Origin of the sequence: Pseudomonas sp. CFSAN084952 (assembly GCF_009648855.1) — a bacterium.
Classification (GTDB): Bacteria; Pseudomonadota; Gammaproteobacteria; order Pseudomonadales; family Pseudomonadaceae; genus Aquipseudomonas; species Aquipseudomonas paracarnis.
On sequence record NZ_CP045767.1, the window covers coordinates 1,901,820 to 1,918,465 of the forward strand.

Here is a 16,646-nt window from a genome sequence, read left to right on the forward strand (position 1 = left end):
GTCAAATGTGGGAGCTGGCTTGCCTGCGATAGCATCACTGCGGTCTGACTGATAGACCGAGGTGCCTGCGTCGCAGGCAAGCCAGCTCCCACACAAGCCAGCTCTCCCCGAGGTATTAGCGCGGCCCGGAAACCACCAGCATCTGCCCTGGCTTCAATGCCTGGCCGGTGCGCGGGTTCCAACGCTTGAGGTGTTGCATCTCAACGTTGAAGCGCTTGGCCACCATGTACAGCGAGTCACCTCTCTTGACCTTGTACTGCACCGGTTTTTTCGCCGCGACTTTACGCGTGTCCTGCATCACCAGGGTCTGGCCGACCTTGAGCGCCTGGCCGTTGAGCTTGTTCCAGCGCTGCAGGTCATGCACGTCAACCTTGTTGGCCTTGGCGATCAGCGTGAGGTTATCGCCACTGCGTACCTTGTAGCTGCGGGTACGCCCGGCAACCGCCTTGGTCTCGACTTCGTCGAACACCGGCTTCTTGGGGCGCATGCTCAGCAATTCTTCCGGCTTCATCGTCGAAAGGGTGCTGGTCAGCAGTTGGGCCTTGGAGGTTGGTACCAGCAGATGCTGGGGGCCATCCAGAGTGGTGCGTTGTTTCAAGGCCGGGTTGAGCTGGAACAGTTCGTCTTCGTCGATCTCGGCCAGCGCGGCAACCCGTGACAGGTCCATGCTTTGCTTGACTTCAACTACTTCGAAGTACGGTGTGTTGGCAATCGGGTTCAGGTTGACGCCATAGGCCTTGGGCGCCAGTACCACCTGGGACAAGGCCAGGAATTTGGGCACATAGTCCTTGGTTTCCTGAGGCAGGGGCAGGTTCCAGTAGTCAGTGGGCAGGCCGAGCTTTTCGTTGCGCTCGATTGCCCGGCTGACCGTGCCTTCGCCGGCGTTATAGGCCGCCAGGGCCAGCAGCCAGTCGCCGTTGAACATGTCATGCAGACGCGTCAGATAGTCCAGGGCGGCGGTGGTGGAGGCGGTGATGTCGCGGCGGCCATCGTAGGCGCGGGTCTGGCGCAGATTGAAGTAGCGCCCGGTGGAGGGAATGAACTGCCACAAGCCGACCGCATCGCTGCGCGAATAGGCCATTGGGTTGTAGGCACTTTCAATCACTGGCAGCAGCGCCAGTTCCAGAGGCATGTTGCGTTCTTCAAGGCGTTCGACGATGTAATGAATGTAGAGGCTGCCGCGTTCGCCGGCATTCTCCAGAAACGAGGGGTTACTGGCGAACCACAGGCGCTGTTGCTCGATGCGCGGGTTGACGCCGACACCGTCCTGCAATTGAAAGCCCCGACGCATGCGTTCCCAGACGTCCTGGGGTATTTCGGGGCTGGGCTTCTCTGATAGCCAAATAGGTTTTTGCTTGATCTTGGCAGCAAGATTCGGTTTGGGTTGCACGGTGGATTGTGCAGCGTAATTGGTCGATTGGCAGCCCGCCAGAGTCGCGGAAACGGCCACCGCCACGGCTTGAGCCAGGCGGGTCAATGCGTCTGAAGAAATGGATTTACGAATAGATGACGACATTGGCTGGAAGTAAGTTCCGGGCAAAAATGTCGGGCGATTCTAGAAAGCGCTTTGGTTCCGGTCAACCATTCAGAAATTACGTATCAGATTGCATCTGGTTAGAACTTATCTTTCCAAGCCCTCAAGCTAGCAAACACCTCGGCCCCAGAGCGGTTGTCGCGGCCGTTCCGTTCGTCCGCTTTTTGTTTAACGGATGTTTCAGCGGTGCGCAGAAAAGGGTTAGTACGTTTTTCCAGGGCCAGGTTGGATGGCAGCGTCATCTGGCCACGGGCGCGAAGTTGGGCGACATTTTCCACCCGTTCGGCGATGTCGGCGTTGTGCGGTTCCACGGCTTGGGCAAATTTCAAGTTACTTTGCGTGTATTCGTGAGTGCAGTACACCTGCGTATCGGCGGGCAGGGCGGCCAGGCGTTCCAGGGAACTGTACATCTGTTCGGGTGTGCCTTCGAAGAGGCGACCGCAACCCGCGGCGAACAAGGTATCGCCACACAGCAATACGCCCTGGTGGTAAAAGGCGATGTGGCCGAGGGTGTGGCCAGGCACGGCGTACACGTCGAAGTCCCAGCCCAGCACGCTGATACGGTCGTTATCCTGCAAGGCCACATCCCGCGCCGGGATCTTTTCGTTGGCCGGGCCGTAGACCGTGGCGCCGGTGACAGTTTTCAGTTGCTCCACACCGCCCACATGATCATGGTGATGATGGGTGACCAGAATGTCGCTGAGGCGCCACTCGGCATTCTGCTTGAGCCAGGCCAGTACTGGCGCGGCATCGCCGGGGTCGACCACGGCGCAGCGCAGGGTCGTGGGGTCTTGTAACAACCAGATGTAGTTGTCGGTGAAGGCGGGTAGGGCACTGATCTGTATCATTCTTCGATTCGCCAAGCTGAACACATTGGTGCATCTTAGAACGTCTAGGCGAGTTGGAGAATGCAATGACTGATAAAGCGTTCGCCCAGGCCGATCCTGAGTGGCTGGCCCTGATCAGCGCCGCCCGCGAATGGTTGTCCGGGCCGATTGGGCAGTTTTTGCTGGAAGAAGAGCGGCGCATGCTCGAAGACGAGCTGGGCCGGTTCTTTGGGGGCTACCTGGTGCATTACGGGCCGTCGGCCGACACGCCGCCCTCGGCACCGCAGGTGCAACGCAATGTACGCCTGGGCGCGCCATTGCCAGGTGTGGAAATCGTCTGCGAGGAACAGGCCTGGCCCTTGAGCGAACACGCCGCCGATGTGGTGGTGTTGCAGCATGGCCTGGATTTCTGCCTGTCGCCCCACGGTTTGTTGCGCGAAGCGGCGAGCAGCGTGCGCCCTGGTGGCCATTTACTGATTGTCGGCATCAACCCCTGGAGCAGTTGGGGCCTGCGCCGTGTGTTCGCCCATGACGGACTGCGTCAGGCGCGTTGCATCGCGCCATCACGGGTGGGCGACTGGCTCAACCTGCTGGGCTTCGCGCTGGAGAAACGCCGCTTCGGGTGCTATCGTCCGCCGCTTGCGACGGCCAAGTGGCAGGGCCGCCTGGCCGGTTGGGAACGCCGCGCAGGGGCCTGGCAGCTGTCGGGTGGTGGCTTCTATTTGCTGGTTGCACGCAAGATCGTGGTCGGGCTGCGACCGGTGCAACAAGTGCGCCGCGAGCCGATCGGCAAGCTCGTGCCGATGCCGTTGGCCAAGGTCAACCGCGAACAACGCGAACCGTAAAACCTCTTTTTGATTTCAGGCCGAATAACCGATGACCGATAGCGTAGAACTCTTCACCGATGGCGCCTGCAAGGGCAACCCCGGCCCGGGCGGCTGGGGCGCCTTGCTAGTGTGCAAGGGCGTGGAGAAGGAATTGTGGGGCGGCGAAGCCAATACCACCAATAACCGCATGGAACTGATGGGCGCGATTCGCGGCCTCGAAGAACTCAAGCGGCGCTGCAACGTACTCCTGGTGACCGACTCGCAGTACGTGATGAAGGGCATCAACGAGTGGATGGTCAACTGGAAAAAACGTGGCTGGAAGACAGCGGCCAAGGAGCCGGTCAAGAACGCCGACCTGTGGCAATTGCTCGATGAACAGTGCAACCGTCACGACATCACCTGGAAATGGGTACGCGGGCACATTGGGCACCCTGGCAACGAGCGCGCCGACCAGTTGGCCAACCGTGGCGTGGATGAAGTGCGCGGCTACAAGCAGAGCTGAGTCAGCGACACCGCAGCGGCCGCTCGAGCCGCTGCTTCACCGCCGCCATCGCGTGTGGCGAATCTACCAGCACGGCATTGAGCTTCAGGCAGGCAGACGTTGGCCTGATCACAAAGATCCCGTGATTGTTGTCGCTTACAGAACCAGGATCGCACGGGCGAGTTGTTCGTCCGTGTATCGCAGGTCCACTCTCGTCTGGCGAATATGCCGCAAGGCTGACTCTAGTTGGGCACCGCGTATTGCACCTTCGCTTGCGACAAACGAGGCGGCATCGGCCTTGGCTGCCAGCACAATCTTGTCGTCCTTGAAGCTGCTGCTGGTGCCGCCCGTGGCACTCATCGACAGGCTCACCAAGGCGTCAGTGGTCATCACGAAACTGGTGGCTTGCGCACCGGCAGCGCTGAGCAGGCAGGGGATGAACAGCCATTTCAGGTTGAACATGAGTCAGGGAATTCCGTATCTGGAGGAGGCGCGCAGGTTAGCGATGAGGGGCGTAGTAATCCGCAGCAAGTTTGCGAAATCTTGTAAATAACTGTTGGGTGTCCACCGGTGGTTGGGTGCCATGGGCGCTTCGTTTACAGAGCGTGCTAATATCCCGCCCCTTGAACTGTACCGAACCGTTGAGAGCTGAACCCTGATGGCCATCCGATCTGTTGTACTCGATACCGAAACCACCGGCATGCCGGTGACCGATGGTCACCGGATCATCGAAATCGGCTGTGTCGAACTGATGGGGCGCCGCCTGACCGGCCGCCACTTCCACGTCTACCTGCAACCGGACCGCGACAGTGATGAGGGCGCGATTGGCGTCCACGGCATCACCGACGAATTCCTCAAGGGCAAGCCGCGCTTCGCCGAAGTGGCCGATGAGTTCTTCGAATTCATTAATGGCGCCCAGTTGATCATCCATAACGCGGCGTTCGACATCGGCTTCATCAATAACGAATTTGCCCTGATGGGGCAGACCGACCGTGCGGACATCTCCCAGCACTGTACGATCCTCGATACCTTGATGATGGCCCGCGAGCGTCACCCGGGCCAACGCAACAGCCTCGATGCCTTGTGCAAGCGCTATGGCGTCGACAACTCCGGCCGTGAACTCCACGGCGCCTTGCTCGACTCCGAGATCCTGGCCGACGTTTATCTGACCATGACCGGCGGGCAGACCAGCCTGTCCCTGGCCGGTAATGCGTCCGATGGCAGCGGTTCGGCGGAAGGCTCGGGCAACCGCCCTTCGGAAATCCGCCGCTTGCCAGCTGATCGCAAACCGACGCCGATCATCCGTGCCAGCGAGCAGGACCTGGCCGAGCATGCGGCACGCTTGGAAGCGATCGCCAAGGCAGCCGGTGCGCCGGCGTTGTGGACTCAACTCACTCAGCAATAACCGCTCATGTAGGAGCAGGCTTGCAGCCATGGGTACTTACACAGTTGCATCTGTGGCGAGGGAGCTTGCTCCCGTGGCGGCCTGCCAGCCAATACCTATCTACCTGACGCTGCGCGATCAAACTGTGGGAGCTGGCTTGCCTGCGATAGCGGCCTGCCAGCCAACGCCTATCGACCTGACGCCCCGCGATCAAATTGTGGGAGCGGGCTTGCTCGCGAATGCGGCCTGACAGTCAACACGGTTGGATTGGGTACATCTCCATTCCTGCGGTAATGGCCACTTAGCGTTGCGCTCTGACAGCGGGTCACTTTGGAAAAGCCGGAATGCCGGCCCAGCCCACCCACATTTGGATTGCGGAGCCTCAGGTAGATAAGTGTCGGCTGGCAGGCCGCATTCGCAGGCAAGCCAGCTCCCACAGTTTGATCGCGGGGTGTGAGGCAGGTATGGCCCGGCAGGCGGGCCGTCACGGGAGCAAGCTCCCTCGCGACTTATGTAGATACCTCTCGACCACCTGTGAAATCTTCATTCGCCACATCTGCTTCCAGCTTCTACCCTTTGTGCAAAGCCTCCGGAGTAAGAGTGCTCATGTACAAAGACCTGAAGTTCCCCGTTCTGATCGTGCACCGTGACATCAAGGCCGACACCGTTGCCGGTGACCGGGTTCGAGGCATCGCCAGGGAGTTGGAACAGGAGGGCTTCAGTATTTTTTCTGCGGTGGACTACGCCGAGGGGCGGCTAGTGGCCGCTACCCATCACGGTCTGGCCTGCATGCTGATTGCCGCCGAAGGCGCCGGGGAAAACACCCATCTGTTGCAGAACATGGTGGAGTTGATTCGCTTGGCGCGCCTGCGCGCACCCAACCTGCCGATCTTTGCGCTGGGCGAGCAAGTCACGCTGGAAAACGCGCCCGCCGATGCCATGAGCGAGCTCAACCAACTGCGCGGCATCCTTTATCTGTTCGAAGACACCGTGCCGTTTCTGGCGCGCCAAGTCGCCCGCGCCGCACGCACGTACCTGGATGGCCTGTTGCCGCCGTTCTTCAAGGCGCTGGTGCAACACACCGCCGACTCCAATTATTCCTGGCACACCCCCGGTCATGGCGGTGGCGTGGCCTATCGCAAAAGCCCGGTGGGGCAGGCGTTTCATCAGTTCTTTGGGGAAAACACCCTGCGCTCTGACTTGTCGGTGTCGGTGCCCGAACTGGGCTCGCTGCTCGATCACACCGGGCCTTTGGCCGAAGCCGAGGCACGCGCCGCGCGCAACTTTGGCGCCGACCATACGTTCTTCGTGATCAACGGCACGTCCACCGCCAACAAGATCGTCTGGCATTCCATGGTGGGGCGCGATGACCTGGTGCTAGTGGACCGCAATTGCCACAAGTCGGTGTTGCATTCGATCATCATGACCGGCGCGATCCCGCTGTACCTGTGCCCGGAGCGCAACGAGCTGGGGATCATCGGCCCTATCCCCCTGAGCGAATTCAGCCCTGAGTCGATCCGCGCCAAGATCGACGCCAGCCCCTTGACCCGTGGGCGACCACCGAAAGTGAAATTGGCGGTGGTGACCAACTCCACCTATGACGGCCTGTGTTACAACGCCGAACTGATCAAGCAGCAACTGGGCAACAGTGTCGAGGTGCTGCACTTTGATGAGGCCTGGTATGCCTATGCTGCCTTTCACGAGTTCTTCGCCGGGCGCTATGGCATGGGCACCTCGCGCACGCCGGACAGCCCCTTGGTGTTCACCACCCACAGTACGCATAAGTTGCTGGCGGCATTCAGCCAGGCGTCGATGATCCACGTGCAGGACGGCGGCGCAAGGCAACTGGACCGTGACCGCTTCAATGAAGCCTTCATGATGCATATCTCCACCTCGCCGCAATACAGCATCATCGCGTCGCTGGATGTGGCCTCGGCAATGATGGAGGGCCCGGCCGGACGCTCGCTGCTTCAGGAAATGTTCGACGAGGCCTTGAGTTTTCGCCGTGCCCTGGCCAACTTGCGCCAGCATATAGCGGCCCAAGACTGGTGGTTCTCTATCTGGCAGCCACCCTCGGTCGCGGGCATCGACCGGGTCGCCACGGCGGATTGGTTGTTGCACCCTGGGGATGAATGGCATGGCTTTGGCGACGTGGTCGAAGACTACGTATTGCTGGACCCGATCAAAGTCACGCTGGTGATGCCTGGCCTCAACGCCGGTGGGGCCTTGAGCGAGTGTGGGATTCCCGCTGCAGTGGTCAGCAAGTTCCTCTGGGAGCGCGGTCTGGTAGTGGAGAAGACTGGGCTGTATTCGTTCCTCGTGCTGTTTTCCATGGGCATTACCAAAGGCAAATGGAGCACCTTGCTCACTGAGTTGCTGGAGTTCAAGCGTAGCTACGATGCCAATGTCAGCCTGGCCAGTTGCTTGCCGTCGGTGTATGCCCAAGGCCCGGCGCGTTATCAAGGCCTGGGGCTGCGCGACCTTTGCGACCAGTTGCACAGCTGTTACCGTAGTAATGCCACGGCCAGGCACCTCAAACGTATGTATACGGTATTGCCGCAAATCGCGATGAAACCCGCCGATGCCTACGACCAACTGGTCAGGGGCGAGGTGGAGGCGGTCTGCATCGATGCCTTGGCCGGACGCATCGCCGCCGTGATGCTGGTGCCTTACCCGCCGGGCATACCTCTGATCATGCCCGGCGAACGCTTCACCGAGTCAACCCGTTCAATCATCGATTACCTGGCATTTGCCCGCACGTTCGATAGCAGTTTCCCCGGTTTTGTCGCGGATGTGCATGGGCTGCAACACGAAGATGACGGCAGTGGCCGTCGTTACACCGTCGATTGCATCAAGGGTTAAGGAAGTTTATGCAAGCTGTGATGAACCCGAAGTATCCAGGGCTCAGTGTGCGAGTCGCCGACGAAGGTTTTGACGCCTATGTGTGGGGCAACGATTTCAGCTTTGAAGTCAGCGCCTATGGGGTGCCGCAAATGGGCCAGCGCGTCGACCAATGGCCGGTGGAAAAAGTGCTGCCGTACCGCAAGTGCTATGGCATCGACCCGGAAGAATTCGCCAGTTTTCGTGATGCCGCCGACAGCTCGATCTTCATGGCGTACCTGGATGACCGCGCAGTGGGGCATATCGTGGTCAGCACCAACTGGAACGGTTTCGCCCATGTTGACGAGTTGGCTGTGGCGTTACCGGCGCGTCGACATGGCGTGGCCAAGTCGTTGTTGGACGTGGCGCAGTTCTGGGCTCGCAAGAAGAACCTGCCGGGCATGATGCTTGAGACCCAGAACAACAACCTCGGCGCCTGTCGCCTGTATGAGCGTTGTGGCTATGTAATGGGCGGCATCGATCAACTGCGTTATCGCGGGATTGACCCGCAAACCCGCGAGGTCGCGATTTTCTGGTATCGGTTGTTCAAGGCGCAAGTGGAGGCGGTCTGACCTCCTACAGGGGCTTGGTGTCGTTACCAAGCAGGCTTTCGGCTTTCTGGATGACGATCTCCAGCAGCGCATTCAATGCAGGGGAGGCCGCAGCGTCTTTCAAGGTCAGCGCATACAGGCTGACCACTATCGGTGGTGACACCGGGCACGCATCAAGCCCGGACTCGCGTGCACCCAAGGCGGTGAACGGGTCGACAATCGCCAGGCCTTCCCCGGCTTCCACCAGGCCGCGCATCATCGGGTAGGTTTGTACGCGCGTCTGCACCACGGGCACTGGCCGCAGGGCATGCAGCTTGGCGTCCAGCAAACGGCTGAGCGGATCATGGCCTTCAAGGCCGATCAACGATTGGCCGGCCAACTCCTGCAGCGCAATGTACTTTTGCTTGGGCTTGAGCCAGCCATGGGGGGCCAGCAACTGCAATTTGCCTTGGGCCAGCACCGTGCTCTGGATATGGGGGTGTTCTGGGTCATGCAGGCTCAGGCCCACATCGGCTTCATGCAACAGCAGGCTGTTGATGATCTGGCCAACTGGCCGGCTCGACAGGTTGCACGGCATGTCCTGGAAGCGTCGACGCAGCGCGGCAATGCTCTGCGGCAACAGTTGGTTGGCCAACGGCGGTGTGCAGAGGGCGCGTAGGGGCGGAGCATGATGGTGTTTCAAGCGGCTGGCAAGGCGTTGCAACGGCTCCAGGGCTTCATACAGAGTTGTGATTTGTGCCTGCAACTCCAGGGTTTCCCGCGTGGCCTGCAAGCGCCCGCGCACGCTGGCGAACAGCATGAAGCCCAGTTGCTGCTCGGCATCCTTGAGGGTGGCGTCTACATCGCCCACGGGGAGTTGCAACCACTCGGCGGCGGTGCCGAGGTGGCCGGTCTGCAAGATGGCCTGAATCACTTCGATATGACGTAAACGCATGGCCGGAGTCTATGTGCAGTGCGCAGGGGATTCAATGGCGCAGGCCTTCGTGCGCAAAAAAGACTGCCGGGGTCGTCCCGGCCTATGGCGCTCAGCCAGGACCCCATTAGAATGGCGGGTCTGATCAGCAACGACCCCTGCCGGTTTGCCGGTACTTAAAATAAAAAACAGGTCTGGTCTCATATGCCTCTACCCTCGACTTTCTTCGGGGTAACGGCCAAGCAACTCGTGGTCCTGGTGACCGTGGGAGGCCTGGCGGCTTACTTCTTCAATCATCAGGATGAACCGACGCCGGACAATCTCGCACTGGAAGCCTTTATTCGCTCCCAGCAACAGGTGGGCGAGCAGGTGGGCGCAGTCGTGGGGATCAGCCTGATCAGGGAGGTGGAGGCTTACCCCGCGTACAACGCAGCAGGTTACAAGCGCTCGATGTTTACCGTGCAAGGGGAGCACGGCCAGGTGCTGGTGACGCTCAAGCAAGACGAACAGGGCATAGAGATGACGCAGATCCGCCGCCCATGAGCTTCACCAGCCCAGCCCCCAGGACTGAGCAGGTGAACAAGGCAAGCGCTTACGATGCCAGAGTGGTTTCGGACTCGCGCACGAGAATGGTGCCCGACTGGATCAGTTTGAATTCATCACCTTCCAGCTTTTCTACACGGTCGCCAATGGCCAGCTTGTAGGTCGTGGTGGGCGTCGATCCGGCCAGGTCGCCTTGCGCCGGGTTGGATTCCTGAAACTCATGCACCGAATACACGCGGCCTTCCGCGTCTCTGGCATGAAACTGTCCAACAAGTACTGCAGCCATCTGTTTAGAACCTCTGGAGATAAACACTCGATTTGCGGTTCTGTAGACCGTCAGGGAGCGGGGTAGTTTACCTATAAGAAAAAAATACTATTCGCTGATATTTTCAGACGCTTCCTACGCAAGTGCTTGCAAGGAAAACGTCGAGGGAATCCGCACAACCCTCTGGTGAACGCGTCGCGAAGCCTCTATAACTACAAGCTCCTTTATTCAGAAGTCGGGAAACCTCAATGAGCAAGGTCTACACGATTGCCGTCCTGGTGGGCAGCTTGAGAAAAGAGTCGATCAACCGCAAGGTCGCCCTGGCCCTGGCCGAACTGGCCCCCGCCAATCTCAAGTTGAACATTGTTGAAATCGGCGACTTGCCGCTCTACAACGAGGACATCGACGGTGCAACACCGCCCGCAGCCTACAGTACTTTTCGCAAACAAGTGAGTTCATCCGACGCGGTGCTGTTCGTCACCCCCGAATACAACCGCTCCGTGCCGGCGGCCTTGAAAAATGCCATTGACGTGGGCTCGCGCCCATACGGGCAGAGCGCCTGGAGTGGCAAGCCCGGGGCGATCATCAGCGTGTCGCCGGGTGCCATTGGCGGTTTTGGCGCCAACCACCATTTGCGCCAGTCCCTGGTGTTCCTGGATGTGTGGTGCATGCAACAGCCGGAAGCCTACCTGGGCGGGGCGGGCAATGTGTTCGATGAGGCGGGGAAGGTGTCGGAAAAGACCAAGCCGTTCCTGCAGGCATTCATCGATGCCTACGGTAAGTGGGTAGAAAAACAGAAGGATTGATTTGGCAATGCGCTCAAATGTGGGAGCGAGCAAGCCCGCTCCCACAATGGGGTTATCGCAACCAGTTGGTGCGTGCCAGTTCGATAACCTCATCGCCACGCCCGCTCATCACCGCCTTGAGCATGTACAGGCTGAAACCCTTGGCCTGTTCCAGCTTGATGCTCGGCGGCATCACCAGTTCCTGAGTCGCGGTCACCACATCCACCAACACCGGGCCATCGTGGGCCAGGGCACGGCGCAGTGCCGGCTCCAAGTCTTCGGATTGCTCCACACGTATGCCCAAAATGCCCATGGCATTGGACATGGCCGCAAAGTCCGGGTTTTTCAGCTCGGTGCCGGTGTCCAGGTAACCTGCAGCCTTCATCTCCATGGCGACAAAGCCTAGGGACGAATTGTTGAACACCACAAGTTTGACCGGCAATTGCAGTTGCGCCAGGGAAATGAAATCCCCCATCAACATGGTGAAACCACCGTCCCCAGACATCGAGATCACCTGCCGTCCAGGGAATGCCGCCTGGGCGCCGATAGCCTGAGGCATGGCGTTGGCCATCGAGCCATGGTTGAACGAGCCGATCAGCCGGCGCTTGCCGTTCATCTTCAGATAACGCGCCGCCCACACGGTGGGTGAGCCGACATCGGCGGTAAAGATCGCATCATCATCGGCCAGCTCGCTGAGCAAGCGCGCCACATACTGGGGATGGATCGGCCGGCCGGCCTTGGACGGTTGCGCCAGGTCATCCAGGCCTTGGCGGGCTTTTTCGTAGTGCTTCAGGGAGGTCTCGAGGAAGCTGCGATCGGTCTTGCGGGTCAGGCGCGGCAACAGCGCGGCGATGGTTTCACTGACGTCGGCGGCGATGCCCAGATCCAGGGTCGCACGACGCCCCAGGGCTTGGGGGTTGCGGTCCACCTGGATGATCCTGGCGTCGGTCGGGTAGAACTGGCGATAAGGGAAGTCGGTGCCGAGCATGACCAAGGTGTCGCAATCGAGCATGGCGTGGTAGCCGGAGCTGAAACCGATCAGGCCGGTCATGCCGACGTCGAACGGGTTATCCCACTCCACATGCTCCTTGCCCCTCAGTGCGTGCACCACCGGCGCGCCGAGGGCGTCGGCCAGCGCCACCACTTGATCGTGGGCACCGGCACAGCCGCTGCCACACAGCAGAGTGACTTTCTCGCTGCTCTGGAGCATGTCGGTGAGGCGCTGCAAGTCCTGCTCAACCGGCAGGGTGCGCGGTGCGTGCAAGGCCGGCCACGGCTTGAGCTTATCTTCCACCTCCAGCAGCGATACATCTCCCGGAATCACCACCACCGCCACGCCTCGGTTGAGGATCGCCGAACGCATGGCACGGTGCAGCACCTGAGGCATCTGCTCGGGGTTGCTCACCAGCTCGATAAAATGGCTGCACTCCTTGAACAGTTCCTGGGGATGGGTTTCCTGAAAGTAATTCAGGCCAACCTCCGATGACGGAATCTGCGCGGCAATCGCTAGCACCGGCACATGGTTGCGATGGCAATCGAACAAACCATTGATCAAATGCAGGTTGCCCGGCCCGCAACTGCCGGCGCACACCGTCAACTCGCCGGTGGCCGCCGCTTCGGCACCGGCAGCGAAGGCGGCGACCTCCTCGTGGCGCACATGCATCCACTCGATGCTGTCCATGCTGCGCAGGGCGTCGGTCAGGCCATTGAGGCTGTCGCCGGTGAGCCCCCAGATACGCTTGATACCCGCTTGTTCCAGGGTGGACGCCAACTGCTGGGCCAGGTTGATTTTCGCCATGAGGAACTCCAATCGTCAGTGAGGTTGAAAAACTGCTGATCAGTAGGGGACAGTTCAATCACGGCGAATGCTCCGCCTTTAATGTGAAGATTGCGTCATGCTTGCGCGGTATTGCCGCGTACGCCGCGCGATAAACCACTGGTCACAGGCCAATGCCAGCCAGGGCGCAACGTTGGGGTTGGGCAGGCGGCCGCGGCTCAGACGGCGCATCTGGTCGCGCACCACGGCGAGGGTGGCGAGGGCGGCCAGGGGTTTGCGCTTCCATTCCATGGGCCGCAGTTGTGGGTTGAGGTCGCGACCTTCACGCCACTGTTTGATCAGTTGCGGCTCCAGGGTCAGGGCGGTGGCGATGCCGGCCATGGCGATGCCGCTGTCCAATACTTGCTGAACCACCGGCAAGCGGCGAATACCGCCGGTCACCATCAGTGGCATGGTGGCGATGCTCGCCATTTGTGTGGCGAAATCCAAAAAGTAGGCTTCACGGGCCAAGGTGCGGCCGTCCCGCGCCTCACCTTGCATGGCCGGCGCTTCATAGCTGCCGCCGGACAACTCAAGCAAATCGATCGGCAGTGTATTGAGCATCTCCACTACTGCGCGCGCATCGGTCTCATCGAAGCCGCCGCGCTGGAAGTCTGCGGAATTGAGCTTTACCGACACACAAAATGAAGGGCTGACGCTGGCACGTACGGCACGGACGACCTCCAGCAACAGGCGTGCGCGGTTTTCCAAGGGGCCGCCCCAGCGGTCGGTGCGATGGTTGCTCAAGGGCGAGAGAAATTGGCTCAACAAATAACCATGGGCGCCGTGGATCTGCACCCCGGTGAACCCGGCTTGCTCGGCCAGGCGGGCGCTGGTGGCGAAGCGCTTGATGACGTCCTGGATGTCGTCTTCGGTCATGGCCTTGGGTTTGGCGAACATCTTGGAAAAACTGCCCACATCCAGCGCAATAGCCGAGGGGGCCAACGCTTGTTGACCGAGGTTGGCCATGGTCTGGCGGCCCGGATGGCTGAGCTGTACCCAGAAGTGCACACCTTTGGCCCGGGCTACGTCGGCCCATTCACGAAAACTGGCCAGGTGTTGCTCGTTTTCTAGCGCGACACCGCCAGGGCCGGTCATGGCGCGGCGGTCGACCATCACGTTACCGGTCAGCAGCAGGCCGGGTTCGCCGTCGGCCCAGGTCTTGTACAGCTGCTTCAAGGCTTTGGACGGTGCCTGATGCAGGTCCGCCATGTTCTCTTCCATCGCGGCCTTGGCGATGCGGTTGGCGATGACTTGGCCGTTAGGCAGTTGCAGCGATTCGAACGGTGACATGGGTTAACTCCTGAGCAGGGGAGGTCTCAGGCTAAGCTTAAAGTTAACTTTAATGTCAAGCGGGAGTCGATCACACAGGATTGACGGGCGATGGAACGGCAGGAGCGAGGCGTTCCCCTCGCTCCTACAGAGTGTCAGCGGCGGCGGAACAGCGGCAAAGGTTGATCGGTGGCCGCTTGATAGGTCACCGAGAAATCCTTGAGGCTTTCCAGCGCTTCGTACGGGTCTTTGTCCGCGCGCAAGGCGAAGGCATCGAACCCGCAGCGGTGCAGGTAGAACAGTTGGTCACGCAGCACGTCGCCAATGGCCCGCAGTTCACCCTTGTAGCCATAACGGTCACGCAGCAGGCGGGCATTGGAGTAGTTGCGCCCGTCGGTGAAGGCCGGGAAGTTAAGGGCGATGACCTGAAAATGTTGCACGTCATCACCGATTTCTTCGGCTTCTTCATCGGCGTCCAGCCACACACCCAGGCCGCCATCGCGGGCCTTGAGGGCATGGCCGTGCTCGCGCCACAGTGCCAGCGGCACGATCAGGTCGTCGCAGTTGGAGATGCCGTCGAAGCTCGCGTCCTTGGGCAGCAGGTGCCAGGTTTCGTCGACGACTGCGTTGTTCTTAATGATTCGCTGCATAGACACGCTCCTTGAACAGGTCGATGCCGATGCGCTGGTAGGTGTCGATGAAGCGCTCATCTTCGGTACGCTGTTCGATATACACGTCGATCAGCTTGCCGATCACCTCTGGCATGGCTTCCTGGGCGAAGGATGGGCCGAGGATCTTGCCCAGGCTCGCATCGCGGCTGGCGCTGCCACCCAGGGACACTTGGTAGAATTCTTCGCCTTTCTTGTCCACGCCCAGGATGCCGATGTGGCCGACGTGGTGGTGACCACAGGCGTTCATGCAACCGGAAATGTTCAGGTCCAGCTCGCCGATATCGAACAGGTAGTCCAGGTCGTCGAAACGGCGCTGGATCGACTCGGCAATCGGGATCGACTTGGCGTTGGCCAGGGAGCAGAAGTCGCCGCCCGGGCAGCAGATGATATCGGTCAGCAGGCCTATGTTCGGCGTAGCAAAGCCGCCTTCGCGCAGTTCGCCCCACAGGGTGAACAATTGGCTTTGTTCAACGTCCGCAAGAATGATGTTCTGCTCGTGGGAGGTGCGCAGTTGGCCAAAGCTGTAGCGCTCGGCCAGGTCGGCGACGGCATCCAGCTGCTTGTCGGTGATATCGCCAGGGGCAACACCGGTGGGCTTGAGCGACAGGGTCACTGCCACGTAGCCGGGCTTCTTGTGCGCCAGGGTATTGCGCGTGCGCCAGCGGGCGAAACCTGGGTGTTGCTGGTCGAGTGCGGCCAGCTCGGCGTCCTGATTGCTCAGGGCCTGGTACTCAGGGTCGACGAAGTGTTTGGCGACGCGGTGCACTTCGGCTTCGGTCAGGGTGGTCTGGCCGCCGCGCAGGTGTTCCATTTCGGCGTCGACTTTCTGGGCAAACACCTCAGGGGTCAGCGCCTTGACCAGGATCTTGATCCGGGCCTTGTACTTGTTGTCGCGACGGCCATAGCGGTTGTAGACCCGCAGGATGGCGTCGAGGTAGCTCAGCAGGTCCTGCCACGGCAGGAACTCGTTGATAAAGGCGCCGACCACAGGGGTACGGCCCAGGCCACCGCCGACCAATACGCGAAAACCCAGCTCGCCGGCGGCGTTGTACACCGGCTCCAGGCCGATGTCGTGCACTTCGATGGCGGCACGGTCCGAGGTCGAGCCATTGATGGCGATCTTGAACTTGCGCGGCAGGTAGGCGAATTCGGGGTGGAAGGTGGTCCACTGACGCACGATTTCACACCACGGCCGCGGGTCGATCAACTCGTCGGCAGCGACGCCGGCAAATTGGTCGGTGGTCACGTTGCGCAGGCAGTTACCGCTGGTCTGAATGGCGTGCATCTGCACGGTAGCCAGTTCAGCCAGGATGTCCGGCACATCTTCCAGGGCCGGCCAGTTGAACTGCACATTCTGGCGGGTGCTGATGTGGGCATAGCCTTTGTCGAAGTCGCGGGCGATCTTGGCCATCATTCGCGTCTGGCGCGACGTCAGTTGGCCATAGGGCACGGCCACCCTCAGCATCGGCGCAAAGCGCTGCACATAAAGGCCATTTTGCAGGCGCAGAGGGCGGAACTCTTCTTCGCTCAGTTCACCTGCTAAGTAGCGTCGGGTCTGATCACGGAACTGCTTGACGCGGTCCTCGATGATGCGCTGATCGTATTCGTCGTATACGTACATATAGGTCCTGTTCTCGGCAAATCTGCGCGCACGGCCGCGCACTCCCAACGGAGCCGGCGCACGATACCAGTTTGCGTATATGCGCAAAAGTGATGTTTGGGTATATGTAAATAACCAAACTGACTAATGAGAACCGTTATCGCCATACCCACATTTGTCATAGGGAAAACTCTGGTCTTTACTGTGATCGAGTCTTAGTGCAGTCACCTATAAAACCGACAAGAGGCGATGCGATGAGCAATTCCACCAAAGCCCGTAAACCCGACAGTACCGTGG

16 protein-coding genes are annotated in these 16,646 nt (G+C 60.2%); 7 read left to right on the plus strand and 9 right to left on the minus strand.

Annotated elements, in window-relative coordinates; genetic code table 11:
* Positions 1-115: 115 nt before the first annotated feature.
* Positions 116-1,516, minus strand: coding sequence for a transglycosylase SLT domain-containing protein (locus GH769_RS08735; RefSeq protein WP_032903834.1), 1,401 nt, complete (start codon positions 1,514-1,516; stop codon positions 116-118).
* A gap of 98 nt (positions 1,517-1,614) precedes the next feature.
* Positions 1,615-2,382 (minus strand): hydroxyacylglutathione hydrolase, encoded by a 768-nt coding sequence (gloB, locus tag GH769_RS08740; RefSeq protein ID WP_032903833.1) that lies wholly within the window; start codon positions 2,380-2,382, stop codon positions 1,615-1,617.
* Positions 2,383-2,447: 65 nt separating this feature from the next.
* Here gloB and GH769_RS08745 point away from each other — a divergent pair, with 65 nt between their 5' ends.
* Together GH769_RS08745 and rnhA are read left to right on the plus strand one after the other, a co-directional pair.
* Positions 2,448-3,206, plus strand: a complete 759-nt coding sequence (locus tag GH769_RS08745; protein ID WP_003190694.1) for a class I SAM-dependent methyltransferase — start codon at positions 2,448-2,450, stop codon at positions 3,204-3,206.
* A 31-nt stretch (positions 3,207-3,237) separates the two neighbouring features.
* Positions 3,238-3,690: a ribonuclease HI gene (gene rnhA, locus GH769_RS08750; RefSeq protein WP_003173571.1), complete on the plus strand. Its 453-nt coding sequence runs from the start codon at positions 3,238-3,240 to the stop codon at positions 3,688-3,690.
* A 135-nt stretch (positions 3,691-3,825) separates the two neighbouring features.
* On the opposite strand, the gene GH769_RS08755 is transcribed toward rnhA, so the two are convergent.
* A complete protein-coding gene (locus GH769_RS08755) occupies positions 3,826-4,131 on the minus strand; it encodes a DUF2388 domain-containing protein (protein ID WP_032903831.1) in 306 nt (101 codons plus the stop codon).
* 202 nt (positions 4,132-4,333) lie between these two features.
* Here GH769_RS08755 and dnaQ point away from each other — a divergent pair, with 202 nt between their 5' ends.
* The 3 genes from dnaQ to GH769_RS08770 all read left to right on the plus strand — a co-directional run bounded on the left by dnaQ (position 4,334) and on the right by GH769_RS08770 (position 8,505).
* Complete coding sequence (gene dnaQ, locus GH769_RS08760; RefSeq protein ID WP_164692278.1) at positions 4,334-5,074, plus strand: DNA polymerase III subunit epsilon; 741 nt, start codon at positions 4,334-4,336, stop codon at positions 5,072-5,074.
* Positions 5,075-5,659: 585 nt separating this feature from the next.
* Positions 5,660-7,915, plus strand: coding sequence for an Orn/Lys/Arg decarboxylase N-terminal domain-containing protein (locus tag GH769_RS08765; RefSeq protein WP_108538502.1), 2,256 nt, complete (start codon positions 5,660-5,662; stop codon positions 7,913-7,915).
* A gap of 20 nt (positions 7,916-7,935) precedes the next feature.
* Complete coding sequence (locus GH769_RS08770; protein ID WP_032903567.1) at positions 7,936-8,505, plus strand: GNAT family N-acetyltransferase; 570 nt, start codon at positions 7,936-7,938, stop codon at positions 8,503-8,505.
* Positions 8,506-8,509: 4 nt separating this feature from the next.
* Here the strand turns inward: GH769_RS08770 and GH769_RS08775 are convergent, their stop codons facing one another.
* Entirely contained in the window at positions 8,510-9,418 is a 909-nt protein-coding gene (locus tag GH769_RS08775) for a LysR substrate-binding domain-containing protein (protein WP_014718261.1), read from the minus strand.
* Positions 9,419-9,601: 183 nt separating this feature from the next.
* On the opposite strand from GH769_RS08775, the gene GH769_RS08780 reads away from it, so the two are divergent.
* Positions 9,602-9,940, plus strand: coding sequence for a hypothetical protein (locus GH769_RS08780; RefSeq protein ID WP_020301563.1), 339 nt, complete (start codon positions 9,602-9,604; stop codon positions 9,938-9,940).
* Positions 9,941-9,989: 49 nt separating this feature from the next.
* Here GH769_RS08780 and GH769_RS08785 read toward each other — a convergent pair whose 3' ends face one another.
* The gene (locus GH769_RS08785; RefSeq protein WP_032874044.1) at positions 9,990-10,226 is read right to left on the minus strand and encodes a hypothetical protein; all 237 of its coding nucleotides are present in this window, start codon (positions 10,224-10,226) and stop codon (positions 9,990-9,992) included.
* A 227-nt stretch (positions 10,227-10,453) separates the two neighbouring features.
* On the opposite strand from GH769_RS08785, the gene GH769_RS08790 reads away from it, so the two are divergent.
* Positions 10,454-11,011 (plus strand): NADPH-dependent FMN reductase, encoded by a 558-nt coding sequence (locus tag GH769_RS08790; protein WP_032903539.1) that lies wholly within the window; start codon positions 10,454-10,456, stop codon positions 11,009-11,011.
* A gap of 52 nt (positions 11,012-11,063) precedes the next feature.
* On the opposite strand, the gene poxB is transcribed toward GH769_RS08790, so the two are convergent.
* The 4 genes from poxB to GH769_RS08810 all read right to left on the minus strand — a co-directional run bounded on the left by poxB (position 11,064) and on the right by GH769_RS08810 (position 16,370).
* Positions 11,064-12,788, minus strand: coding sequence for a ubiquinone-dependent pyruvate dehydrogenase (gene poxB, locus GH769_RS08795; RefSeq protein WP_032903540.1), 1,725 nt, complete (start codon positions 12,786-12,788; stop codon positions 11,064-11,066).
* 78 nt (positions 12,789-12,866) lie between these two features.
* Complete coding sequence (locus GH769_RS08800; RefSeq protein ID WP_032903541.1) at positions 12,867-14,099, minus strand: NADH:flavin oxidoreductase/NADH oxidase family protein; 1,233 nt, start codon at positions 14,097-14,099, stop codon at positions 12,867-12,869.
* Between the two features lie 134 nt (positions 14,100-14,233).
* Positions 14,234-14,728 (minus strand): DUF934 domain-containing protein, encoded by a 495-nt coding sequence (locus GH769_RS08805; protein WP_032903542.1) that lies wholly within the window; start codon positions 14,726-14,728, stop codon positions 14,234-14,236.
* On the minus strand, positions 14,712-16,370 hold the full coding sequence (locus GH769_RS08810; RefSeq protein WP_032903543.1) for a nitrite/sulfite reductase: 1,659 nt from the start codon (positions 16,368-16,370) through the stop codon (positions 14,712-14,714). Before GH769_RS08810 ends, GH769_RS08805 begins: the two co-directional genes overlap by 17 nt.
* Positions 16,371-16,646: the final 276 nt, after the last annotated feature.